Origin of the sequence: Streptomyces sp. WZ-12 (assembly GCF_028898845.1) — a bacterium.
In the GTDB taxonomy this organism is placed as follows: domain Bacteria; phylum Actinomycetota; class Actinomycetes; order Streptomycetales; family Streptomycetaceae; genus Streptomyces.
This window is the reverse complement of record NZ_CP118574.1, coordinates 686,149-707,834: the sequence shown is the minus strand read 5'-3', so window position 1 is coordinate 707,834 and position 21,686 is coordinate 686,149. Positions and strand designations below refer to the sequence as shown.

23 protein-coding genes and 2 pseudogenes are annotated in these 21,686 nt (G+C 69.0%); 9 read left to right on the top strand and 16 right to left on the bottom strand.

Translation table 11 applies throughout. The annotated features are described in order from the left end of the window. The first annotated feature begins 149 nt into the window (after positions 1–149). Positions 150–854: a TetR/AcrR family transcriptional regulator gene (locus tag PV796_RS02655; RefSeq protein WP_274911164.1), complete on the top strand. Its 705-nt coding sequence runs from the start codon at positions 150–152 to the stop codon at positions 852–854. A 219-nt stretch (positions 855–1,073) separates the two neighbouring features. Here the strand turns inward: PV796_RS02655 and PV796_RS02650 are convergent, their stop codons facing one another. The 3 genes from PV796_RS02650 to PV796_RS02640 form a co-directional block, all read right to left on the bottom strand. Next, a complete protein-coding gene (locus PV796_RS02650) occupies positions 1,074–1,553 on the bottom strand; it encodes a hypothetical protein (RefSeq protein ID WP_274911163.1) in 480 nt (159 codons plus the stop codon). A gap of 77 nt (positions 1,554–1,630) precedes the next feature. Continuing rightward, positions 1,631–3,016: a Dyp-type peroxidase gene (locus PV796_RS02645; protein ID WP_274911162.1), complete on the bottom strand. Its 1,386-nt coding sequence runs from the start codon at positions 3,014–3,016 to the stop codon at positions 1,631–1,633. Between the two features lie 58 nt (positions 3,017–3,074). Beyond that, positions 3,075–4,229 (bottom strand): catalase family protein, encoded by a 1,155-nt coding sequence (locus PV796_RS02640; protein WP_274911160.1) that lies wholly within the window; start codon positions 4,227–4,229, stop codon positions 3,075–3,077. 316 nt (positions 4,230–4,545) lie between these two features. Here PV796_RS02640 and PV796_RS02635 point away from each other — a divergent pair, with 316 nt between their 5' ends. Next, positions 4,546–5,223 carry a GAP family protein gene (locus PV796_RS02635; protein ID WP_274911158.1) on the top strand — a complete coding sequence of 226 codons (678 nt, stop codon included), beginning with the start codon at positions 4,546–4,548 and terminating at the stop codon, positions 5,221–5,223. Between the two features lie 290 nt (positions 5,224–5,513). Here the strand turns inward: PV796_RS02635 and PV796_RS02630 are convergent, their stop codons facing one another. From PV796_RS02630 to PV796_RS02620, 3 genes are all read right to left on the bottom strand, one after another. Further along, on the bottom strand, positions 5,514–6,140 hold the full coding sequence (locus PV796_RS02630; protein WP_274911156.1) for a TetR/AcrR family transcriptional regulator: 627 nt from the start codon (positions 6,138–6,140) through the stop codon (positions 5,514–5,516). 120 nt (positions 6,141–6,260) lie between these two features. Beyond that, a complete protein-coding gene (locus PV796_RS02625; RefSeq protein WP_274911155.1) occupies positions 6,261–7,937 on the bottom strand; it encodes a carboxylesterase/lipase family protein in 1,677 nt (558 codons plus the stop codon). A gap of 58 nt (positions 7,938–7,995) precedes the next feature. Then, positions 7,996–8,961 (bottom strand): amidohydrolase family protein, encoded by a 966-nt coding sequence (locus PV796_RS02620; protein ID WP_274911154.1) that lies wholly within the window; start codon positions 8,959–8,961, stop codon positions 7,996–7,998. 230 nt (positions 8,962–9,191) lie between these two features. Between PV796_RS02620 and PV796_RS02615 the strand changes: the two genes are divergently transcribed. After that, positions 9,192–9,491, top strand: coding sequence for a hypothetical protein (locus tag PV796_RS02615; protein WP_274911153.1), 300 nt, complete (start codon positions 9,192–9,194; stop codon positions 9,489–9,491). A gap of 13 nt (positions 9,492–9,504) precedes the next feature. On the opposite strand, the gene PV796_RS02610 is transcribed toward PV796_RS02615, so the two are convergent. Further along, on the bottom strand, positions 9,505–10,914 hold the full coding sequence (locus tag PV796_RS02610; protein WP_274911152.1) for a hypothetical protein: 1,410 nt from the start codon (positions 10,912–10,914) through the stop codon (positions 9,505–9,507). A 526-nt stretch (positions 10,915–11,440) separates the two neighbouring features. On the opposite strand from PV796_RS02610, the gene PV796_RS02605 reads away from it, so the two are divergent. Then, positions 11,441–11,635, top strand: a complete 195-nt coding sequence (locus tag PV796_RS02605; RefSeq protein WP_376561835.1) for a LuxR C-terminal-related transcriptional regulator — start codon at positions 11,441–11,443, stop codon at positions 11,633–11,635. Positions 11,636–12,047: 412 nt separating this feature from the next. On the opposite strand, the gene PV796_RS02600 is transcribed toward PV796_RS02605, so the two are convergent. Continuing rightward, entirely contained in the window at positions 12,048–13,016 is a 969-nt protein-coding gene (locus tag PV796_RS02600) for a LysR family transcriptional regulator (protein ID WP_274911151.1), read from the bottom strand. 92 nt (positions 13,017–13,108) lie between these two features. On the opposite strand from PV796_RS02600, the gene PV796_RS02595 reads away from it, so the two are divergent. Together PV796_RS02595 and PV796_RS02590 are read left to right on the top strand one after the other, a co-directional pair. Then, positions 13,109–13,954, top strand: a complete 846-nt coding sequence (locus PV796_RS02595; RefSeq protein ID WP_274911150.1) for an alpha/beta hydrolase — start codon at positions 13,109–13,111, stop codon at positions 13,952–13,954. A 317-nt stretch (positions 13,955–14,271) separates the two neighbouring features. After that, positions 14,272–14,721 carry a hypothetical protein gene (locus tag PV796_RS02590; protein ID WP_274911148.1) on the top strand — a complete coding sequence of 150 codons (450 nt, stop codon included), beginning with the start codon at positions 14,272–14,274 and terminating at the stop codon, positions 14,719–14,721. 671 nt (positions 14,722–15,392) lie between these two features. On the opposite strand, the gene PV796_RS02585 is transcribed toward PV796_RS02590, so the two are convergent. The 3 genes from PV796_RS02585 to PV796_RS02580 all read right to left on the bottom strand — a co-directional run bounded on the left by PV796_RS02585 (position 15,393) and on the right by PV796_RS02580 (position 16,711). Continuing rightward, positions 15,393–15,557, bottom strand: coding sequence for a hypothetical protein (locus PV796_RS02585; RefSeq protein ID WP_274911147.1), 165 nt, complete (start codon positions 15,555–15,557; stop codon positions 15,393–15,395). Between the two features lie 248 nt (positions 15,558–15,805). Continuing rightward, positions 15,806–16,282 (bottom strand): hypothetical protein, encoded by a 477-nt coding sequence (locus PV796_RS42240; RefSeq protein ID WP_446750668.1) that lies wholly within the window; start codon positions 16,280–16,282, stop codon positions 15,806–15,808. A 45-nt stretch (positions 16,283–16,327) separates the two neighbouring features. Beyond that, positions 16,328–16,711, bottom strand: a complete 384-nt coding sequence (locus tag PV796_RS02580; RefSeq protein ID WP_274918828.1) for a winged helix-turn-helix transcriptional regulator — start codon at positions 16,709–16,711, stop codon at positions 16,328–16,330. Positions 16,712–16,812: 101 nt separating this feature from the next. Here PV796_RS02580 and PV796_RS02575 point away from each other — a divergent pair, with 101 nt between their 5' ends. Continuing rightward, positions 16,813–17,214, top strand: coding sequence for a RidA family protein (locus PV796_RS02575; protein WP_274911145.1), 402 nt, complete (start codon positions 16,813–16,815; stop codon positions 17,212–17,214). A 509-nt stretch (positions 17,215–17,723) separates the two neighbouring features. Further along, positions 17,724–17,894, top strand: a pseudogene (locus tag PV796_RS02570) (transposase); the annotation flags it as partial. A gap of 80 nt (positions 17,895–17,974) precedes the next feature. Here the strand turns inward: PV796_RS02570 and PV796_RS02565 are convergent. The 3 genes and pseudogenes from PV796_RS02565 to PV796_RS42235 form a co-directional block, all read right to left on the bottom strand. Beyond that, positions 17,975–18,124 (bottom strand): hypothetical protein, encoded by a 150-nt coding sequence (locus PV796_RS02565; RefSeq protein ID WP_274911144.1) that lies wholly within the window; start codon positions 18,122–18,124, stop codon positions 17,975–17,977. Between the two features lie 11 nt (positions 18,125–18,135). Continuing rightward, positions 18,136–19,506 (bottom strand): FAD-dependent oxidoreductase, encoded by a 1,371-nt coding sequence (locus PV796_RS02560; RefSeq protein ID WP_342456879.1) that lies wholly within the window; start codon positions 19,504–19,506, stop codon positions 18,136–18,138. A 350-nt stretch (positions 19,507–19,856) separates the two neighbouring features. After that, positions 19,857–20,018, bottom strand: a pseudogene (locus PV796_RS42235) (IS256 family transposase); the annotation flags it as partial. A gap of 476 nt (positions 20,019–20,494) precedes the next feature. On the opposite strand from PV796_RS42235, the gene PV796_RS02555 reads away from it, so the two are divergent. After that, entirely contained in the window at positions 20,495–21,244 is a 750-nt protein-coding gene (locus PV796_RS02555) for a transposase (RefSeq protein ID WP_274911141.1), read from the top strand. Here the strand turns inward: PV796_RS02555 and PV796_RS02550 are convergent. Beyond that, a complete protein-coding gene (locus PV796_RS02550) occupies positions 21,222–21,458 on the bottom strand; it encodes a hypothetical protein (RefSeq protein ID WP_274911140.1) in 237 nt (78 codons plus the stop codon). The two genes, PV796_RS02555 and PV796_RS02550, sit on opposite strands and share 23 nt — an antisense overlap. Continuing rightward, on the bottom strand, positions 21,455–21,682 hold the full coding sequence (locus PV796_RS02545) for a hypothetical protein (RefSeq protein ID WP_274911139.1): 228 nt from the start codon (positions 21,680–21,682) through the stop codon (positions 21,455–21,457). Before PV796_RS02545 ends, PV796_RS02550 begins: the two co-directional genes overlap by 4 nt. Positions 21,683–21,686 lie beyond the last annotated feature (4 nt).

Sequence of the window (21,686 nt, the reverse complement as noted above, 5' to 3'; positions counted from 1 at the left end):
GGTACGCGGCCGGAACGAGAGGTCCATGACCCCCTGTGTTGGTGCGGGCCTGTGTAGCCCCTTGATCGATGAGCGCTTTTAATCAGCGATCCGGTGCAGAGCGTAGCACTGATAATTCAGTGATACGCAATATGGCGTATCGTTGTTCCATGGATGAGGGAAGGCACGCCGCCAGGTACCGGGTTCTTCAGGTCGCAGCCGAGCTGCTGGAGGAGGGGGGCAGCGAGGCGGTTTCCACGCGGGCCGTCGCCACCGCGGCAGGGATCACAGCGCCGACGCTGTACCGGATGTTCGGGGACAAGGACGGCCTGCTCGCCGAGCTGGCCGCCTACGGATTCGAGCTGTACCTGGCCGAGAAGCACGAGGCACTGTCCCGATCCGAGGACCCGGTGGCCGATCTCCACAAGGGCTGGGACCTGCACGTCGACTTCGGCCTGCGGCACCCCGAGTTCTACGTGCTCATGTACGGAACGGCCCGCCCCGGCCGCAAGCCCCCGGCCGCCGACGAGGCGCACGCCCTGCTGGTGAGCCTGCTGGACCGGGCCGCCGTCGACGGGCGCCTTCGGGTGCCGGTGGATGAGGCAACCCGCGTGGTCCACGCCGCAACGACCGGCGCCACCCTGGCGCTGATCGGCGAAGAGGCGCCGCGGCGGGAACTGTCGACCTCGACACGACTGCGCGACACCATCATCGGGTCCCTCACCACCGACCCACCCGTCGCCACCGGCGTGGACCTGGCGTCCCGAGCGCTCGCACTCGATGCCGCGCTCACCGTCGAAGCCGGCGCCGCGTCCCCCTTGCGTGATACCGAGAGGGCGCTGCTGCGCGACTGGCTGCGTCGTCTCGCCGAGTAGACCACCTCAACGGCGTCCAGAGCCGGCCCGGTCTGAAAGCGAGCGACGTCGGTCGGCGCGGCCGCCGCACGGATCGGGGCCCAACGCCCTCTCCGTGACCAACGGCGGTCTCGCCGGCGCAGGGGATGCGGATTCCCGCAGGCCGTCGAGAGCGGTGCGCAACGTCTCCAGAAGGTGCTGGCAGGGCGAACCCCTCCAGGTTGATCTCTGCCCGGCGGGTCAGCTCGCGGCGTCGAGTAGTTTCTGGAATGCCTCGTTGACGGCCACTGCCTTTTGGAGGTCTTTGACGGTGGCTTCGGGAATGGTGCGGAAGTACGAGCATGCGGTGGCCTGGTGGGCCACGATGAGGTCTTTGATGTGGGGGTCCGAGATGCCGGGGTAGTCCTCGGTGTGCTGCAGGATGGCGTCGAAGACATCGGGGATGTACTTGGCGAAGTCGTCGATGTAGGCGTCCCAGTCACCGTCGAAGTTCGTGGCGAACATCAGCCGTGTGTCGTCGTCGAAGAGGACCCAACGGGCGTCGTGGAGCGTGCCGATGCGGGCGCTCATCTCCTTGCGGCGGTCCTCGAATCCCGGCTGCTGGAAGATCTCGCGGATCTGTTGCCCGTGGCCGGGCTTTACGGTGAAGAAGAGAGTGAACTCGTTGGTCCTGCCGTGCCGGAGCCCGGGGCGGGTCCGCTTCTCAGCGTGGGTGGTCATGTCAGACGGTCCTTCTCAGGGTGGTGCTGCGCAGGTGCCGAGCCCGGGAACCTCGCCTGCGGTAGCCGGCCGGCTGCTCAAGTCTCAAGTTCTGCTAGCCAGTTCAGGGCGCGGATGCCGGGCATGAAGAGGTATTCGCCTCCTTTGGTGAGGGCGAAGCGGGGCAGTTGCTGGAGGCGGCGGCGGACGGGGTGCCGGGGGATGGTGAAGGTGCCGGTGCCGTCGTTGTCGCCGATGAGGGGGTCCTTCTCGGTGCCCAGGCCGACGAAGTCTCCGTCGTTTGCCCACTGGGCCGTGAGGAACTCGAACTGCCGGACCAAATCGGCGCCCATGAAGATGAAGACGATGCCGCGCTCGACGCCGTCGTCCTCCAGCTCTCCTTCGGGGAGCAGGGGCCCGTAGGTGGTGCCGCGGCGCAGCGCACGGTGGAGGCGGACGTCCACCAGGGTGTCGGAGAGGGCGTCGCGGGGGTTCATGCGGCGGATGTGGGCGCCCATGGGGCACCGCAGGCCGGCGGGGTCGTCCTGGGCATAGGCGAAATCGTTTGCGCGGGTGGGGTCGGCGGCGAGGTCTGGGTCGTCGTGCTCGGGGGCGAGGACCAAGGGTGCGCCGCTGCGCCACCGGCCGACCATCTTGGCGGCCAGCAGCTCTTCCTCGTCGGGGGAGGAGGCGTTGTCCCTGAGGTAGCGGCGGAAGTCGGCGACCTTGAGGTGGAGTTTGCGGAAGGCCACGTAGGTGCCGTTGCGGGCCAGCGTCTCAGGTTGGGGCATGGGGGCGAGCCGGCCGAGCTGGTTCTCGTAACCGAGGAGGAATTCGCCGGCCTTGATGGTCGGACCGAAACCAGGCAGGTAGCCGTAGGGGTCCTGGCCCGCCTGAAGGACGCTGGCCACGCCGGCGCCCTCGATGTCCGGTTCGCCGATGCCGTCGACGAAGCCCAGATGGGTGCGTTTGGTCGGCAGCTGAGACGCCTCCAGGCGGTAGATCAGCCGCACTCCCGACAGGTCGCGCAGGGCGTCGCGGCCCGTCTGCAGCAGCGACTCCAGTGCCGCGTCATCCGGGGCGAAGGCGGACACGGCCAGATGCACGTCGGGGCTGCCCAGCGGCGCGTCCCAGTGTGCGGGGGCGCTCTCGCCGGTGTCCCCGAGCCGGTCGGCGCGAGCCGCCATGCCCTCGCGAAAGGCGTCAGGGAAGCTGTCCAGGGACGCCTGTGGCACCCCCAGCGCCCGCAAGCCGGCGTGGCTGACCGCCACGCTCAGCCAGGCCCGGCTCGGCGGGTCCCACCAGCGGGCCGCCGAGGCCAGATGCGGCACCAGACGCTTGAGAAACAGGCGGCCGTCGGTGGCCTCGTCGACGCGGAGCAGGAAGTAGGCGCCGGTGTACGGGGAGGGGCGTTGCCGCAGCAGGGTCCCCTGGATGTCGTCCAACTCCAGTTCCTGCGCTCGGCGTGTGGTGCTGTCTGCCATCGCGTGATCTCTCCGTGGTTTCGGGGGACGGGCCCTGACTGTGTGCGGCTGTCCGCAGTCAGTGATGGATGAGCGGTGCCTTCAGCGGCAACGCCTCGTCCGCGGTGCGCGGTTCGCGCCGTTCCTGCTGGTTGAGGCGGTGACGAAGGAGGGAGGAACGGCGGTAGACCTCCTTGCGGGCGCGCATCATGCGGCCCAGCGGCCGGTGCGCGGCCGTCACCCGCCACGGCGTGAACGACAGGGCGTCCATCCGCCGGAGGTTCTCCTCACCGGAGATGTCCTGCTGGGGCAGGCGGAGCTTGGCCACGGTGACGTACGGGGACAGTTCCTCGGGCCATTCGACGGTCAGGTCCTCCACCGGCATGCGCTCCAGATCGACGCAGAGCTGGACCTGGATGTCGAAGGTGTACGGCCGCTTGCTGAGCTCGGCCGCCAGAGCCGGGCGGAAGACCTCCGCCGCGGACGTGACGTCCATGCGCCGCTCCGCCACGATCGCCGCGCACGCCGGATCCGGGGCGATGCGCACCTTGGCGATGTAGTCGCCGTGCCGCACCGCGCCCATCGTGGTGTAGGTCGACAGCAGCAGGTTCACCAACGGGCGCTGCGACACCCGCAGGAAGGTCAAGAACTCCTCCCAGGCCCAGTCGTCCTCGTCTAGCGTGCCCTTCCCCGTCACGTAGTCGCGGTAGAAGCGGTGCCGGCCACGCACGCCCTCGGCCATGTAGGCGTTCGCGTTGAGGAACAGCTCCTGGATGAACAGGTAGTGCCGCAGGGTGTTGCAGAAGAACACCGGGGCATTGATCGTGTTGTAGTCGAACGTTCCGGTATCGGGTTCGTCGTCCAGCAAGGTTGGCCCTTCGACGTCGAACATCTTCAGCCCCAGCCCAGTCGCGCGCCCCAGGCGCGCATCCGCCCCGGCGTGCGGAGAACCGTTGGAGAACCGCAGGAGCGCGTCGTGCCGGCCGGGTGCGGCATAGATGCCCTGGGCGTACTCCTCGGGCAGCCCATCCAGGATCTGCACCTCGCCCCGGACCAGCCCGTACCCCTTGGCGTGCGCGTCCCGCACGGCCTGACCGGTGCCTTCCGCGGCCACCGAGCCGGTGATGTAGTGCTCCATGCGCGCGATGATCGTCTGGAGATTCGCGTCGAATCCCGGCTCCTCGGCCTCTACGTCCGGCGTGTAAGGGATGAACCGCGGCGACATCTCGATCATCTTCTTCCGCACCCGTCACCGGTGGCAGACGACCCCTCGCCGACCTCAGTCCGGGAACGGCCAACAGAACCGTCTCCCCTCACGTCCACCGTAGGCGCGCCCGCTTCCCGACCGCGCGCCGAAGCGCCCACGATGCCGAGACCCGCGCCGGCTCCTCACCCGTTCGACATCCGGCGACGCGCCTTGTCCCTTGCCCGCCACCGACGATGGACAAGGACTACGCGCTGAGCAGCCTGCTGAGCCGTGCATGATCTGCCGAAGTCGGCGGCCACAGCTCCGGCTTCGGCCGCCCGTACCCATCTGCCAGGAGGGCATCGTGGGACACGCCGTGGGCGACGTACTCGGCCTGGCCGCCGGCGTCGCGGTCAGCCCGCTGCCCATCGTGGCGATCATCCTCATCCTGGCCACCCCCCGTGGACGTCTCAACGGCGTTCTCTTCGCCCTCGGCTGGCTCCTGGGACTGGCGGTACTGGGAGCGATCATGCTGGCCGTGGGCGGCTCCGGCGGCGCCTCCAGCCACAAGCAGCCCACCACCTGGGTAGGAGCCCTCAAACTCGCCCTCGGCCTGCTACTGACCCTCCTCGGCGCCCGACAATGGCGCCACCGCCCCACCGACCCCTCCCAGGCACAACTCCCGAAATGGCTGGCCGCGATCGACCGCTTCACCCCGCCCAAGATCCTCGGACTCGGCGTGGCACTGTCGGCGGCCAACGCCAAGAACGCCCCCCTCACCCTCGCCGCCGGCGCATCGATCAGCTCGACCGGACTCCCCGTGCCCCAACAGGCCGCGACACTCGCCCTCTTCGTGCTCATCGCCTCCCTCGGCGTCCTGGCACCCCTGGCCGTCTACCTCTTCACGGGACAACGGGCCCAACGCCTCCTCGGCAACTGGCGAACCTGGGCCGCACAGCACAACGCCGCCGTCATGGCCGTCCTCTTCTTCGTCCTCGGCCTCAAACTGCTCGGCGACGGCATCGGCATCCTCGCCTCCTGAGCGCCGACGAGCAGCCCTTGCGCGGGGCGTGGCGGAGGGCGGCAGAGATCGTCCCTCCTCGCGGACACCCGCCACCGCTATGCACATGCTCGCAACCCCGACGAACAGGTCGCCACAGCGGCGAGCGCGCGATCACCCGCCACTTTGCGGCTGGTGTCTGAGCTAGGACTCCGAGACCGGCTGGCCCACCCGACACCCCCACCGGATCGGGTCGCCGGGACCGTTCTGAGTCTGGAACCCGTGCGCGCCGCCCTCACCGCGCCGACGGGAACCCGGTCGGCCGGGCCGGATCAGGCGTACCGCAGGGCGGCGGTGAGGTAGGAGCGTAGGAGAGCGTGCTTCTGTTCGTAGCCGGGCTCGTTGGCGAGGTTGCGCACGCGGGTGTCGAACGCGCTCTGGGTGAGGGCTCCCACCGAGTACAGGTACGCCCAGTGGTGGAACCCGGCGGGCTTGTCCGGCAGCGCGACCTTGAGCGCCTCGACGAACTCGCGGGCCAGCGGGTCGAACTGGTCCCGGATGACCGGGCGTTCCTGGCTGGACGGGTCGGCGGCCTCGCGCAGTACGAGACGGGCGAACCAGATGCCGTCCGGGTCGTCGTGCAGCGCGAGCACCGGATCGGTGAAGGCGCTGACGATCTGCTCGACGGCGTTGTCCGCGCGCAGGTCGGGGATCGCCTTCAGACGAGCCAACCGCTCGTCGTTGACGTACCGGCGCTCCTCGAAGATCGCCGAGTACAGTCCGAGCTTCGAGGTGAAGTGGTAGACGACGAGGGACAGTTGGACGCCGGCCTCTTCGGCGATCTGGCGCATCGTCGCGCCGTGGTAGCCCTCCTGGGCGAAGAGGCGTTCGGCGGCCCGTATGATCGCCCGCCGTCGGCCGCCGCTCGTCTCGCTCCGACCGGCCGTCGCGTTGCCCACCTGGCCATCCCTCATTTCTGCGTGCTTCGGCTTGAGTATGGCACCGGCGGCGCCGCGTGACGCCGTCCGAGCCGCTCATGACTCCCGTGCGATACGGGGAGCGGATGCTCCGTCCGCCGGCTAGGCGGTCGACCTGTTCGCCAGCGCGGCCCGTACGTTGTCGACGAGTGCGTTCTCCACCGACCGCACGGTGCCGAAGCCGCGTTCCTGGAAGATGTCCCACTCCCGCTTCAGCAGGCCGGGCCACGGCTCGACGGATCGGCCGAACCACAGGACGTTCCCGTCCGCCGCGTCGAAGCGCGGCCAGCCGGCTCCCGGACGGCCGCTGCGGATGAAGGACGCGTACAGCTCGCCCATCCGCGCGCTGACCTCTCGTACCTCCGCCCGGTCCGCCCCGTCGAACGCCGGCCACCAGGCGAGGTCGCGTTCGGAGTGGTTGCGGAACAGGAACGGGATGTCCCCGGTGTGCACGGCGCGGAGCCGGCCGTCGAGCCCGGGCAGGTCGTAGGAGAACTGGAAGAGGTGCACGGGAATCCGCTGCGCGCCGAGGTTCCGCGCGATCGCCAGCGACGACAGCTTGAAGAACTCGAAGGACATGACGTCCGACAGCAACAGGCCGGGCGCATGGTCCGGTTGGAGTTCGTGGAATCGCCGGTAGACCTCCTCGGCACCGTCCGCACCGAAGACCTGTTCCAGGACGCCCAGCACGTCCCGCCGGGACCCGCGGCTGACCGTCTCCGAGTGTCCGCGGAAGAACTGCCACTCGTCCTTGGCGAATCCGATGGCCACTTCGAGGCCGGGCTTGGCGACGGTGTTCTCCGACAAGTGCAGCGCCGGGGCCTGCGGGACCCAGCTCCCGTCGACGACCGCACCCAGCGGGCGCCAGGCGAGATGGCGGTCCGGGGGGAAGTAGCGGGTCAGCACGCTCTGCACGGCCAACAGCCGGTTCGGGTCGATGTCCTGGAGTCGCGCCGGGTCGTCGAGGCCGAGGAGGTCCAGGTACATCCGCGCGACGGTGACGGCCTCCGGCCGCTGCTGCGTGCACCAGAGGTTGAACGGGGACAACGACTGCAACACCGCGCGCCGGAAGTAGGGGTGCGCGCTCGGGTTGGTCAGCAGGTGCGAGACCGCGGTGGCTCCGGCGGACTCCCCGCCGATCGTGATGTTCTCCGGGTCGCCGCCGAACGCCGCGACGTTCTCGTGCACCCACTTCAGCGCTGCCAACTGGTCCTGCACGCCGAGGTTCACCGCCTCCGGCAGGTCACCGCCCAGCAGTCCGAAGTGGACCCAACCGAGGGCGCCCATACGGTAGTTCGGCCGGATCACGATCATGTTGGCCTCGCGGGCCAGGTTCGCGCCCCGCTCCAGCGCGAACGAACCGGAGCTGACCGCGTTCGCGCCGCCGTGGTAGTAGACGTAGACGGGCAGGCCGCCGCGTGGCGCCGACTCCGGTACCCAGATGTCGAGGTAGAGGCAGTCCTCCGCCGCGTGGTTGTGGCGGTAGGTCGCGTTCGTGTAGCCGGGCCAGGCCATGATGCCGGGCACGCCGGGGTCGATGTCCCGGACGATGCGCTCGACGTCGCCCTGGTTGGCGGAGTTGAACTGGTACGAGGCCGGGCCCGGGCGGCTCGCGTCCCTGAGGCCCGACCACCGCTCCGGCGGCAGTGGTGAGCGGAACCGCAGCGGTCCGACCGGCGGTTGGGCGAAGGGCACGCCGCGGTAGACGACGACGCCCTCCTCCGGGGTTCCGTGGAGCAGTCCGGTCGCCACCCGCACGATCCCCTGAGCATCCGTCATGTGCATGGTTTCTTCCCCCTCTTGGGTGCGGATCGAGCCTCCCTTGACGCACGCGCCGTCAGGCTGCCGCGACCTGCCGACCGAGCCGGGCCGCAGCCTTCGGAAACAGACACAGGGCGTTGTGGCCGATGGCTTCGAGTTGTTCGCGGGGCAGTCCGGTGAAGTCCGCCAGGGCATGCCGGTTGGCTTCCAGCGTCGTCTCCGTGCTGCACGGCACGCCGCTGTCCGAGCCGTAGACGAGGTGGTCGGGGGTGGTCATGGCCAGGGCCGGTGCGAGGGTGTGCGCGGTGCCGGTGGCGGCGGTGTCCAGGTACAGCCGGGCGAGTTGGTCCCGGATCTCGCCCTGGTCGAGTTCGGCGGGGTTTGGTACCCAGGCTTGCGTGCCCAGCAGATGCAGGCGCCCCGCCAGGGCGGGAAGCGCGCCGCCGCAGTGCGCGACGATCACCCGCATGTTCGGGAATCTGCGGAAGACGCCTGCGTACAGCATGTCGACGAGGGTGCGGGCGGTCTCGAAGGCGACCTCCAGCAGCGGGCTGGGGCGACCCATGGACGCGGGAGCGTAAGCGTCCGGGTGGACGAACACCGTCGCGCCGCGGCGGTCGAGTTCGGCCCACACCGGCTCCAGGCTCACGTCGCCGAGGGAGATTCCGTTGTACGCGCACGTCACCGCGAACCCGTCCGCCCGCAAGTCGCCGCCGGCGCGCTCGATTTCGGTGAGCGCGGCGGCCGGGTCGTCGGTGGGCAGAGCGGCGAGCAGGCCGAACCTTGAGGGATGTTGCGACACGAGGGAGGCGCCGTAGTCGTTGGACGCGCGGAGGGCGTCGAGGGTCTTGGGGACGTTGCTCAGCAACTGCATCGCGACGCCGGCGCGGTCCATGTAGTCCAGCGTCGCCTCGACCGTCCAGTGGTGGGGAGCCGGTGCAAGGAACTGCTCCGCTCGCATGGCATGCCATCGCGCGTCCCGTTCTTCGGGAGTGGTGGGCGGGGTGAAATGCGCGTGCACATCGATCAGGTCGGACATCATGTCGCGGAACCTTTCTCTGGGGTCTGCCGCCGCCTTGCCCGCACCCTAACCCCTGACTGTACGTACGTACAGTCAGGGGCGGGCTGGGCTTCCACCCGCTCTAGGACGGCAGTTACGACATGTGGCTGCACATGGCGCAACGACTGCTGTGTCGCGTGAAATTGGCCTTGAGATTCCCTGCGCGCGGCGTAACTACCGTGCGCCGTAGGGGTATTGACCGGGAGGATTCCGTGAACGGAAAGCTCGCGAGAACCACGCTCGCCGCGGTCGCGGCGACCCTGCTGGCCGGGGTGGCGCTGGCCGCCCAGGCGTCGGCCGCCACCGCCGCGCCAGGCCGGGGAGTGGTGACGGCGGACTCGGCCACCTACTACGTCTACGTCACCGGGGTCAGCAGCTCGCTGGGCGGTGCCCGGGCGAACGCGGACAGCAAGCTCCCGCACGGCTGTTACTCCACGGTGGTGGCCAGTGGCACCACCCCCGACAACAACATCTGGGTGACCGTCCAGGGCACCTGCTCCGGGACGCAGTGACGTCGTGGTGGCGTCAGCTGGGGATGCCCAGTTCTCGGCGCAGGAGCAGTGCTGCCTGGTGGCCGAGCGCGGGTGCATGGCGGTCGATGAGTGCGGCCAGTTCCCGGTCGCCGAGCACGGTGGTCGGCGACGGCGTCCAACGACGTACAGCTTGTTCAGCGCGGAAACGCAGCTTCACGTTCGGGTCGGTCAACAGCAGTAGTGCGGCCCGTAGTTCGACCGCTCCGCCCTGGGCGCACAGGAGTCGAAAAGCCGCGCTACGGGTGTGTGCGGGCCGCTCCGGGGCCAGTCTCGACTCCAGCCAATGCACGGGCAGCCGGTCGGCGTCCGGAATCAGGGCGCCCGTCACCTCGCGGGCCACGGCCGGCGCGGGGTCGTCGACCAGCGGACGTAGCCGCGCCGCATCAGCCAGGCCCAGGACCCGCAGGCCCGCGACGGCACGGGTACGCACCGCGGCGACGGGGTGGCCGATCAGCGGCCACAACAGCTCCGCGTCCGCGCGGGTGCCGCACTCGGCCAAACCCAACGCCGCACCGGGCGGGAGGTTGTCGTCGGTCGGATCCGCGCACAGGGCGCGGTAGAGCGGCAGCGGATCGATGCCGTTCTGCCTCAAGACCCAGCGTGCGCAGGCCCGTACGACGCCCGAGCGGTCGGGAAGGAAGGGCTCTGCCTGTGCGAAGCGCCCCGTCCGTCGCAGCGCGGTCACGCCTGCGGCGCGGACCTGCGGCTGCCGCGATCCGAGCAGGGGTTCCAGCACCTCGTCGTGTGCGCCCTCCCGCACCGCCGCCAACGCGGCCTCGGCACACAGGTTCTGGACGACCACATCGTCATCGGACGCGGCGATCCGGGCCAACTGGAGGGGGGAGAGCAACTGCCTTTCGACGGCGATGCGATGGCCGAACCGACGCGCGGCGCGGTCGCCGCCGGTGAGCAGCGCGGTGATGGCCTCGGGTGGCCCTTCCACGAAGCTCTGCTTCAACAGCGCCTGCGTGAAGTCGCCGTGCTGACGACGGGCCATGCGCAACACGAGAGCGGTGAACGGCACCACCGCCTGGCGTGCCACGCCGGGTAGCAGATCCGCCAGCAGCTCTCGTGCCTCCTCACGCACCGGGGCCACCCAGTCCGTGGACCGGATGACCACCAGGGGCAGAAGCGCCGGGACGGCCGGAGCCCACTCCAGAGCGGCCTCGCGGACCCGGCCGTCGGGATGGCACAGGGCGACGGCCAGTTGCGACTCGCTGAGCGTCCCACGAGCGTGATCGCGCAGCCCGGTCAGTGAGCGCAGTGCCTCCCGTTGCACATACGGCAGTGACCGCACCGCTAGATCAAAATCCATCCATGCCTGGGGATCCGCCGTGTCCAGCGACTTCCGGAGCGGTTCACCACTCAGCAGGCGGCAGACGGATTCGTGCGACGTACTCATCGTTCCTCAGACATCGGTGCCGATCGCGCTGTGGTGCCGATCGTGCGCATGATCGATCGTAGGCGTTGCCTTCGGGCGGCGGCAAAGGACTTTCGACGACGGCATCGGATCACGGGCCCGTCCGACGAGACCAACGCCGGTAATGCGGGCCGCAGTTCGGCGTCAAGGTCCGCGACCCGTTTGCGTCCTCCGTCCGGCCACCGCCGCGGCCCCGGAGCAGACGGAGTTCGAGGACGCCGACGACGACCAGGAGCTGGGAACTGGCCCTCGCGGACCTGCCCCGCGAGCAGCGGCCAGCGATCCACCCCCGCCCGCCCGGCACTTCGCCTCGTCACTGACGACTCCGAGCTCTTCGCCTCGCCCCCGGCTTCGGCCTTGACTGGTCCTCGGCCATGAGCACTGCTTGACGGTCCGGCAACCGGCTTACGGGACGGCGTGTTGTGCGGGGCAGTACCCAGAAGGCGCACGGCCGGATGTTGGCCGCCAACGCGCCGTACATCGGGAAGCGGAAGCACCGTCCGGCGACGTGAGCCCACTGACCGGCCGCGAGGCGGACGTGCCGCGCGCCGCCGCCGAGGGCGGCACCGTGGCCGACATCGCCAGGGCGCTCCGGCTGTCCCAGGGCACCGTACGCAACCACCTGTCGTCGGCGATCGGCAAGACCCGGGCCCGCACCCGCGCCGAGGCGGCCCGCCTCGCGGAGGCCAACGGCTGGCTGTGACCGCCGCACCGCCCAACAGGCCCTGGCCCGACCGGACATACTCCCAACGAAGAGGTTGCCGGCGTCCCATCGCGCCGTGCGCATGGGTCTCGCTGACCGCGCTCTCGACGACGGTCGGACCTTGCTCCTGGATCACTTCGTGTGGTTCGCGTACGCAGGGTGACTGTCTTCTTTGGTGCCGGTTGAGTTCAACGGAGTACCGGAACCGCATGCCAGAGCGGCCCCAGCGCGCGGCTGCCGCGCGGGGTGCCCAGCCGAAACGGCGGTGGCCGATCAGCAGGCCGGCCGGATGCCCACCCTGTGGCGGGGAACGTCGCGCGTGGCAGCACGAGTCGTGCCAACGGTGCGGCGGAGCTCGGTGCCGAAGCACAGGAACGGGGTGAACTTCTCCCACTCGTCCGGCGAGGCGAAGTCAGGTAGGGGCCGAGTCGCGGCCGCCTTCTTCTTGTGGTCCGAGTGGGCCGAGCCGGTGGTCGAGCGCGGCACCGACCTCGGGGCAGTTCTTGCGGATGACGTCGAGGAAGGCGTTCAGTGCCGGGGAACGGTCCCGGGCGCTGAAGGACAGGACCAGATCGGGCAGCGGCGTGCGCGGGGTCACCTCGCAGAACCACGTGCCCCGCCGTGGGGCCGTCAGCATGCGAGAGGGGCCCAGACCGACGCCCACCCCGCAGGCGGCGAGGCCGATGATGGTGTGGATGTCCCTCGCGACGGTCGCGCCGGAGAGCGCCGGGGAGTCCTTGCCCAGGAGGGTCCGCAGCCCGGTGACGACGGCGGGCTCGTCCTCCTCCTGCGCAATGATCAGCGGCTGTCGCCGCAGCCGGTCCACGTCCACCGACGACTGACCCGCGTACGGGTGCGTGCTGCTCACGACCGCGACCAGGTGGTCGTGTCCGATCGGGACCGATACCAGCTGCTCGGCCCCGACGCCCCCTGGCCGGCCGAGGCCGATCGCCACGTCCAGTTCGCCGGCGACGAGCGCGGCCGTGCTGCGCCTGGTCGCCATCTCGTGCAGTTCCAGCCGCACTTCGGGACGTTCGCGGCCGAACCGGCCGAGGACGTCCGGCAGGGGTTCGAGCAGCGCCGAGGCGATGAAACCCAGGCGCAGCCGTCCCGTCTCGCCGCGTGCTGCCCTGGCCGCGTCGACCGCGGCCGCCGCGATCTCGTCGAGCGCCCTGCGCGCCCGGGAGAGGAAGGCCGTGCCCGCGGCCGTCGGAAACACCCCCTGGCGAGTGCGATCGAACAAGCGGGTGCCCACCTCCCGTTCCAGGTCGGCGATCTGCTTGGACAGCGGAGGCTGCGCGATGCCCAGCGCACCGGCCGCCCGGCCGAAGTGTGCGTGCTCGGCGAGGGTCAGTGCGTACCGCAGGTGCCGCGCCTCCATGTCAGCCTCCCAGCCATATCTCACATGTATCGTCGGCCAGCTTGTCAGATCTTTCGCTGGATAATCGGGGCCGGGTTGCATGGAATGCGGTCATGACTGGTTTTTCCCTCACAGACACCGTCTTCGTCTTCGTGCACGGGGCCTGGCACGGCTCCGGGCAGTGGGCGGCGACGCAGCGCGCACTCGCCGCACTCGGTGCCGCGAGCATGGCCATCGACCTGCCGGGGCACGGCTTCGACGCGCCACTGCCCACCGGATACCTCCAGCCGGGCCAGCCGGGCCTGTTGACCGAGAAGTCCGCGCTCGCCACCGTGACGATGGACGACAGCGCCGAGGCCGTGCTGGACACGCTGCGCCAGGCCCGCCACCACCGTCGTGTCGTGCTCGTCGCACACAGCGCGGGCGGCGGCCCCGCGTCACTGGCTACCGAGCGCGCACCCGAACTCGTCAACGAGATCGTCTACGTCTCCGCCTTCGTGCCCGCCGGACGGCCCCGGTTCTTCGACTACCTCGGCTCACCCGAGAACGCCACGGCACGGGGCCAGAGCCTCAACCTCGGCGACCCCGGGGAACTGGGCGCCGTGCGGATCAACCCGCTCTCACAGGACCCCGCCTACGTCGAGGAACTGCGGCAGACCCACTACCACGACACCCCCGCGGACCGCTTCGACCGCTGGCGCTCGGCACTGAGCCCCGATCTGCCGCTGGCGATGCCCGCCACCCCGGTCATCGTGACTCCACAACGGTGGGGGCGCGTCCCGCGGACCTTCCTGCGCTGCGCGGACGATCGGGCGCTGCCGACGGCCGTGCAGGATCTGATGATCGCGGAAGCCGACCGGGCCATGCCCGGCAACCCGTTCACCGTGCGCACCCTCCCGGGCAGCCACAGCCCGTTCGCCGCCCGACCCCGTGAGCTCGCCGCGGCTCTGCTGCCGTGAGCGGCGGACGCCTCGCGCTGCCGATGGTGCTCAGCGCCACCTTCGCGCAACTGCTCAACATCACTGTCGCCCAGGCGGCTGCGCCGGCGATACAGGCCGGCCTGGGCGCCGGTCCGGCGCCGTGCAACTGGTCCTCGGTGTTCCCCACGCGCGTGGGGGTGTTTCGAGTTGGCCGGATGTCTCGCCGGGCAGCAGGCGGTGCTGTCCCGTTGGGAGATCAGCCGGGAGGCTATTCGCGTGGGTGCCGCCGAAGTTCGGTCGCAGGCGCGGCGGTACGGTCGCTCTCGCGAGATGACGCAGGGAAGGAATCTCGATTGATGATGGATCCGCTGATCACCCGGATTGGCCAGGCTGTGCAGCTCAGCCACAGCGGCGAGCGGGAGGCCGCTCGCCGCCAGTTCGCAGAGATCTGGGACGAGATCGGCGGCGAGCAGGGGGATCCTCTGCAGCGCTGCGTGCTGGCGCACGCGATGGCCGATGTGCAGGACGACGCGCACGAGGAGCTGATCTGGGACCAGCGAGCGCTGGCGGCCGCCGGCCTGGTCACCGATGCGCGAGTCGCGCAAGCCGGGGTGCCGGTTCCGGTGGCAGGGCTATACCCGTCGCTGCACCTGAACTTGAGTGAGTGTCATCGCAAGCTGGGCGATCTCGATCGGGCTCGTGAACACCTCCAGCGCGCGCGGGAAACGATCGGCGCGCTTGGCGATGACGAGTACGGGCGGCTGATCAGGAAGGGCCTGGAACAGGCGACTGAACGGCTGCGCTGACGTGGCCTTGGTGAGGCCCTCGACCACCCGGTCGCCGATCGACACCCCGCCGCGGCGGCCGCTCACTGGGAGTACGACCTGCTGCGAGACCAACTCCCCTGGGACGCATGGGAGAACGCAGACACGCTGCGCACCGAACTCGCAGCATGGCTGGTCCGTCACGCCCCTACGCGCCTCCACGCCCCGGATGTGCCGGAGGATCTGCTTCACCGCATACGGCTGATCGGAGTCACCGGTCCCGCACGATGGGAGGATCCGCACTGGCCCAACCATCACTTTGGAGCCTGAAACATGACTGACCCGATGCAGGACCCCGGCTTCCTCCAGGACCCCTACCCCACCTATGCGGCCATGCGATCCAGGTGCCCGGATTTCCAGCTCCGGCGGCCCGCTCCGAACAGTCGGCGGGCCCGGGGTCCTGCTTGCCACCATCGGACGTGGGGCACGCCGACGCGGTGACGATGACTGTCTCCACGATGAGAGCTCCGCCGATCCGTCTGCCCGTGCGCGAGGCAGGACTCCGCGGAAAGCCCGGGCTGCTGAAGGGGTTTGGCGGGCCCGGCCGGTGCGTGTCGGTGTGCTCGCCCTTGTTGGTGTTCCCGCGCGTAGCTGTCCGGCTGATCGCGGGGTGTGCAGGGGCGGCTGTTCCGGGCCCACCGGGTGGCCCCGGGTCAACTGGAGGCGACGTAGGCGCCGATCATGAGGGCCATGTAGAGAAAGAGGATGCCTCCCGCCACGGCCGCGACGAGCAGAATGGTCTTCATCGCCTTCTCTGCTGACTGGCGGTCACGGGCGGGGTGTTGAGGGGCCTGGGGATCGGGTTCGTGTGTGGTCACGGAACCATCTTGATCATTACGGTGCCGGGGGACATCGGTACGGGTACTCATCTTGTCGATCAACCCAAGTAGGGTCTGGGACCGCTTGGATCTCGGCGTCTCCAAGTTCTCTGATGGTGTAGCAGTGGGAAGTTGCGCGTCACGCCCAGTTCGTACCGCGCCTCGGCGACGGGCAGTATCAGTGTCGGCCGGACGTCGCCCGCGCCGCCGAGGCGGCCGTTTGCACGTCACGGCCGTGGCCCCAATCGTCAATGGGTGTGGCCCTCGCTGAGGGATGGCGTCGCAGAGTGCCGAGGCGACGGCAACCTCCGTCCTTGCGAGGCCAACTGAGCAAAAGAGCGATGCCTGGTTTGAGCTGGTCCGGATGGGAGCGCCGTACCGGCGAGGAGCGCGCCGAGCTCCACCATCCGATCAGGATCAACGAGGTGTGGCTCGGGGCAACTGGCCGCCTGGGAACGGGAATCCGTGAGGACAAGGTGCGCCTGATCCGCCAGCACGCGGGGTACTTCGTGATGAGCCAGCGTCTTGGGGCCCAACGTCGTCACGTGTGTGCCCGCGCCGATCCACTCGGCATCCAGCACCGGCTCGGTGCTGTTGGTCGCAACGATCACCACCTCACGCCCGCTGAGCGCGCCTCGGACCTGGGGCGCCACGCGGGCGGCGACCCCCAGTTCCTCGAAGGCCCGCCGGGTGAAGTCCTCGGCGTGCTGCGGGTTGCGGGAGATCGGTCAAGGAATCGCGCAACGCGCGAGGGTGTCGCTGCGTGCCCGTCAGGCGTCGAAACGGCCGTGTGCACTCTCGATGTGACCCAGGTGCTGGTGGGTCCAGCCGCATATGGCGTCGACCGCGGTGCGCAGGTCCCGGCCCGGCGCGGTGAGGGTGTACTCGACACGCGGCGGCACGGTGGGGTGCACCTGGCAGTCGACCAGGCCATTGCGCTCCAGCATGCGCAGGTTCTGGGTGAGCATCTTGTGGCTGATGCCCTCGACCTCGTTCCGCAGCTCGCTGAAGCGCAGGGTGCGCTCGCCGAGCGCCTCGATGATCAGGAGCGCCCACTTGTCGGCGACGTCCGAGAAGATCTCCCGCGCCAGGGAGTCCGCGCGCCGCAGGTCAGCGTCCTCGGGCAGACCTTTGAGCAGTTGCTTGGTCACCATCAGGTTCCCCAGCCACCGAAAAGTGCGTTCTTCCAGGTCGGCGGTCACTCTCCTACCGTTTCCGAGTAACTACAAGAGAGCGGACCGGAAGGGCGAACACCGTGGCCACCATTGATGTCTTCAGCTACGACGTGCCGGCTGAAAGCGACTTCGGCTACTCACAGGCGATCAAGTCCGGCGAGCTGGTTCACGTCTCCGGACAGCTCTCGTTCGATGCGGCAGGCGAGATCCTGCACGCGGGCGACTTCGCCGCCCAGCTCAAGCAGACCCACGCCAACATGGACAAGGTCCTGGAACACTACGGCGCCGCCCGGAACCAGGTCGTCTCACAGACCCTGTACATGGTGAACCTGCGGCAGAATGCCGCGGCGACGGCGGAGGGCAACCTGGGGTACTTCGGCGACCACCGCCCGGCCAGCACGGTCGTGGGCATCACCGAACTGACCTTGCCCGGCCAGGTCATCGAAATCAGCTTCGTCATCGACACGGAACTGCCCGCTTGAGGTCACCTCCTCGCACGTCCCACAGCCCTCTGGGGCCTCCGTTCGCGAAACCTTGAGGTTGCCGCAGCCCACCTGCCCCCGAACGGCATCGAGTTGGTCTTCCTGCCGCCCTACGGCTCCTGGCTGACCTGGATCGAGGCCGCGTCCACGGCCCTGCGCTACTTCGCGCTGAGCGGCACCGACCACCGTAGCCACGACGGGCAGAACGCCACCATCGGAGCCTACGTCCGCCGGCGCACCACTCACGCGAAACCGAAGACGAACCTCGCCCCAGACCCAACGATCCGAACACGGACTCATCACCTCGCCAAACCAACGTGACCAGCCACTGGACCCCCGACCGCCCACGTACCGATCACCGAACAGCCGGTGGAGCAGCCAGCGTTGTGGCCTGTCTGTAAGTGGGCGGTTCGCGAGACTTTGAGTCGTTCTGTGGTCGCCTGATGGTGTGGGGCGGGGCGGGGTGGAATCCGCGGGTTCACGCCGTGGGGTCTGCTGAGGTTGGCGAGGTGAGCGAACGGAAGCCGTATCCCAGCGACTTATCGGCCGAGCAGTGGTCGTTGATCGAGCCGGTGATCGCCGCGTGGAAGGACCGGCATCGCTCGGTCAGCGGTCATCAGGGCGCCTACGACATGCGGGAGATCGTGAACGCGATCCTCTACCAGGGGCGGACCGGCTGCCCCAAGCATCACTTCGAACGGACATCAACTCACGAACCGTCCACTGAGAAGAACCTCAGCCGGATCGGTCCGGCGGGCCTTTAGTCGTCGCCGCCGTCACCCCCTTGGGGGCGCGACCGCTTGGGCACCAACCACGCGATCAGCGCGATGGTGTCCCGCAGCTGCTTGGGCGCGACCTGCGCCGTCGCGTCCCGGCCGGCTTGGTCCTGCCCGCGCCGGCGACTGAGCACCGGCCCTGTCCTCACGGTTTGCGCCGGTGATGAGGCTGGATAGCGCGTCGTGTGACGCTGCCCAGGACGGCGGGGTGCAGAAGCGCCACGGGGGATCTGACCATCTGCGCCACCTGATACACGCTCTGGTAGATGCGGGGGCTGTGGGGAATGAGGGCGATGAGATGGTCCCCGTACCAGCGGGTGAGGCGGGCCGTGGGCGAGGACCTTCCCGGGGCCCAGCCGAGGTCGGTGCTGGTTGCCACGGCCCAGGGGACGGCAAGGGCGCGGGCAAGACGACGCTGGAACCGCGGAGCGATCCCGCTCAGGTCGCGGACGTAGTCCGCCCGCCCCAGCATCCGGCCGAGCAGCTGGGCCTCGAGAGCCGCCATCGTCATGCCCTGGCCGTACACCGGATTGAAGGAGCAGACCGCGTCTCCGAGGACCAGCAGGCGCTCCGGCCAGCACGGCATGCGGTGGTACAGGACCCAGCGGTTGTCCAGCCGCAGGGCACGGTAGATGGGTCCGACAGGAGTACTGGTGGTGATGATTTCGGCGATGTCAGGATGGGGCAGCGAGCGGGCGTAGGCGAGGAAGCCCGGTTCGTCCCCGGGTGGGACCTCGCCCCCGGCACCGAGCAGCGTGACAATGACCGCCCCGCCTTCCACGGCCTGCACGCCGCCCGCTCGGCGCACGTCCGGGGCATGGGGGGTCCCGCCCAGAATGTGGTAGCCGTTCATGGTGCCGGGTGGGGCCTTGAACAGCCGGGACGCGTAGGTCGTGCTGGACCGGATGGTACGGGAGGCCGGTGCGGGGTACCCGGCTTGATGCAGCCACTCCGCCAGGCGGGAGTTGCGGCCCGCGGCGTGCACGACCAGGTCCGCTGCGATCGGCTGGAGCCCGGCCCCCGCGGCCTGTCGCGGCCCCAGGGCGGCCGGGTGCTGCAGGACCTCGCCCGTCGAAGCGGCCACAACCCCCGTGACGCGGCGGTGAGTTGCATCCCAGCAAAGATCCTGAACCCGCCATCCTGATCGGATCGACACCGGTTCGAGCGCCAGAACTCTTCGCCGCAGACAGCCCTCCAGCGCGGGTCGGGTGGCGTTCTGGACAAGAACGCCGATGTGCGTCCGGGGGGCCCAGCCGGAGGGGAACAGGACACGAGCCGATGCGCCCAGGTCGAAGACGGACGCGCCCTGCGCGGCCAGTTCTTCACGAAGGCCAGGGAAGAGCTGTTCCAGGATGTGAGCGCCCCGGGCCAGCAACGCATGTGTATGGCGCGCCTGTGGCACGCCCGTACGGTAGCCGGTGTCTGCCGTGACGGTGTCCTGTTCCAGGACGGTCACCCGCTCGAAGTGGCCGGCCAGGACCCGGGCGGCGATCAGACCGCTGATTCCTCCGCCCACGACGACGGCGTGTCCGTGACGGTCGCATGTTGTCGCAGAGACATGCCCCACAGTCGCCCCTCAGTTCCATACCTGGATCGCTCGTTGTTCGTCGGGCCTTCCGGCCGCCTGCGGGCACCTTTCCCCTGAACGACAACTCAGCCCCTCCGGCGCCGTTGTGTCGCGTGGAGGGGAAGCTGCCGGTCGGCCACGTGCGTGACGGGGCCTGGGAGTGGGAGGCATCAGGGTTGTTGCGGTCGGAGAAACACTGGACGATGTTGAGGTGATGTCAACTCGCCTGTGTGTGATCGGTGTTGTGCCTGATGGTCCCGGTTCCTGCCTTGGGTTACCGTCTGTTGATGTTGGTCAGAGAGTGGGAGCCGGTCGCCTAACCGGATCTTGAACTGGTTCATGGTGCGGGTCCAGCCGAGGGTCCCGCTGCCGCGGACGCGCCCGGCGGGGACTTTGGTTCCGTGGCCGTCGACGTGTCGGCCCTCGATGCTGCGGATGCCGAGGCAGAGAGTCTTCAACGCGGTGTACCGATCCTCCGAACATTCAGCATGGTGAACCCTTGCCTTTCCACGGTCAATGGAGACCTGCCCATCAGCATGACGACGCACGCTGACTTCCTGGTCGCCGTGCGGTCGCCGGACAGTCGCGCGGCCGGTCGTTGTGCGATGAGGGCGTTGTTGAGGCTGGACAGCGGCCTGCCTTCGTCGTGCCGGTGCCCGATCCCCGCTCTCGGGGTGCTGGGGAGGAAGCGGTCACCAGTCGCAGTCCGGCATCTCGTGAACGCCCGAAGCCGGGGCATGGGCACGGACACCGCAAGCGTCACACCGCAGACTTGTGGAAACGCGGTGATCATCCCCTCTGTGTCCTGTTGTCTTTCTGACTGAGCTTCTTCAGCCCGGCCACTGATCGGGTGACGAAGCGAAACCCGTAACAGGCGAGGCCCTCGGACTGTTGAGCGAGATGTCTCACGTCTCAACTCGTCAGTCAGAGGGCCTCGTTGGTTACCTATCCTTGCGTACTGGACCTACTGCACGCACTCGTGGAGTGGGTCACCATGCTCATCGTCACCCAGGAGGGTGACCGCCACTGCAAGCTTCGTCCGTCGGGACGGGCCCTGGTGGCGCTGGTCTACCTGCGCGAGCACACCACTCTCGCCAAGATCGCCGCAGGCTTCCAGATCAGCGAAGCCACCGCCCACTCCTACGTACACAGTGTGACGGAGCTCCTCGCCACCAAGGCTCCGTCCCTGACCCGAGCGCTTCGCAAAGCCAAGCCCGAGTACGTCCTGGTGGACGGCACCATCGCCGAATGCGACCGCGTCGGAGATAGCCGAGCAGACTACTCCGGCAAGGCCAGACGTCACGGAGTGAACACCCAAGCCGTCACCGATCCAACCGGCGAGGTGCTCTGGTACTCGCCCGCACTGCCCGGCCGAACAGTGGACATCACCGCGGCGCGGACCCACCACATCATGACAGTGTGTCAGCGATTGAAGATCCCGACCTTGGCGGACACGGCATACGTAGGAGCCGGCGGAACCGTATGCACACCGTTCAAACGGCACAGCGGCCGCGAGTTGACAGTGCAACAGAAGAACGTCAACCGAGCGCATTCCCGTCTCCGCAGCCCTGTTGAGCGAGCCTTCGCCCGACTCAAGTCCTGGCGCATCTTCCGTCGAGCCCGCTGCAGCCCCAACCGACTCACGTCAATGACCAAGGCCATCCTCACTCTGGAGCAGCACCGCTGAAGAAGCTCTGTAGGGCGGCGATACCCATCCCCTTGGCGAAAGGGTGGACTTGACCGATTCGCTCCATTGCGGCGAACAACTCGTCCACGACGTGTTCGGCAACGTCGCGTTCGGTTGGCAGGTCGAAGGCGCGGGCCGTTTCGGCGAGGATGCCGGCGCCGCGCTGGACGACCCCGAGGTCTCGCATCTGCTGACTGGGCCGCACGTCGATCACCTGAACTCCCCTTGGCCCGTGTCGGGTTCGGGCTGCGCCCGGAACCGCCATTCCAGACGGTACCGAGCGTGCAGGGCGGGTGGGGTCGTGATCCACGCGAATTGCCGTAGGCCGCCGTCGTCGCTGCGGACAGGTGGAGTGCGTAGCGGGGTGGCTTCGGCGGTCATGGAGGTCTCGGTGCCCCACACCGCCGGGTCGAGGTCGGCGGGGAAGGCGAGCTGCACTTCG

Excerpts from the sequence above, each read along its gene's own strand:
- PV796_RS02620 (WP_274911154.1), bottom strand. The coding sequence starts at position 8,961 with ATGATGTCCGACCTGATCGATGTGCACGCGCATTTCACCCCGCCCACC.
- PV796_RS02580 (WP_274918828.1), bottom strand. The coding sequence starts at position 16,711 with ATGGTGACCAAGCAACTGCTCAAAGGTCTGCCCGAGGACGCTGACCTG.
- PV796_RS02625 (WP_274911155.1), bottom strand. The coding sequence starts at position 7,937 with ATGACGGATGCTCAGGGGATCGTGCGGGTGGCGACCGGACTGCTCCAC.
- PV796_RS02650 (WP_274911163.1), bottom strand. The coding sequence starts at position 1,553 with ATGACCACCCACGCTGAGAAGCGGACCCGCCCCGGGCTCCGGCACGGC.
- PV796_RS02610 (WP_274911152.1), bottom strand. The coding sequence starts at position 10,914 with ATGAGTACGTCGCACGAATCCGTCTGCCGCCTGCTGAGTGGTGAACCG.
- PV796_RS02640 (WP_274911160.1), bottom strand. The coding sequence starts at position 4,229 with ATGATCGAGATGTCGCCGCGGTTCATCCCTTACACGCCGGACGTAGAG.
- PV796_RS02655 (WP_274911164.1), top strand. The coding sequence starts at position 150 with ATGGATGAGGGAAGGCACGCCGCCAGGTACCGGGTTCTTCAGGTCGCA.
- PV796_RS02600 (WP_274911151.1), bottom strand. The coding sequence starts at position 13,016 with ATGGAGGCGCGGCACCTGCGGTACGCACTGACCCTCGCCGAGCACGCA.
- PV796_RS02595 (WP_274911150.1), top strand. The coding sequence starts at position 13,109 with ATGACTGGTTTTTCCCTCACAGACACCGTCTTCGTCTTCGTGCACGGG.
- PV796_RS02590 (WP_274911148.1), top strand. The coding sequence starts at position 14,272 with ATGATGGATCCGCTGATCACCCGGATTGGCCAGGCTGTGCAGCTCAGC.
- PV796_RS02645 (WP_274911162.1), bottom strand. The coding sequence starts at position 3,016 with ATGGCAGACAGCACCACACGCCGAGCGCAGGAACTGGAGTTGGACGAC.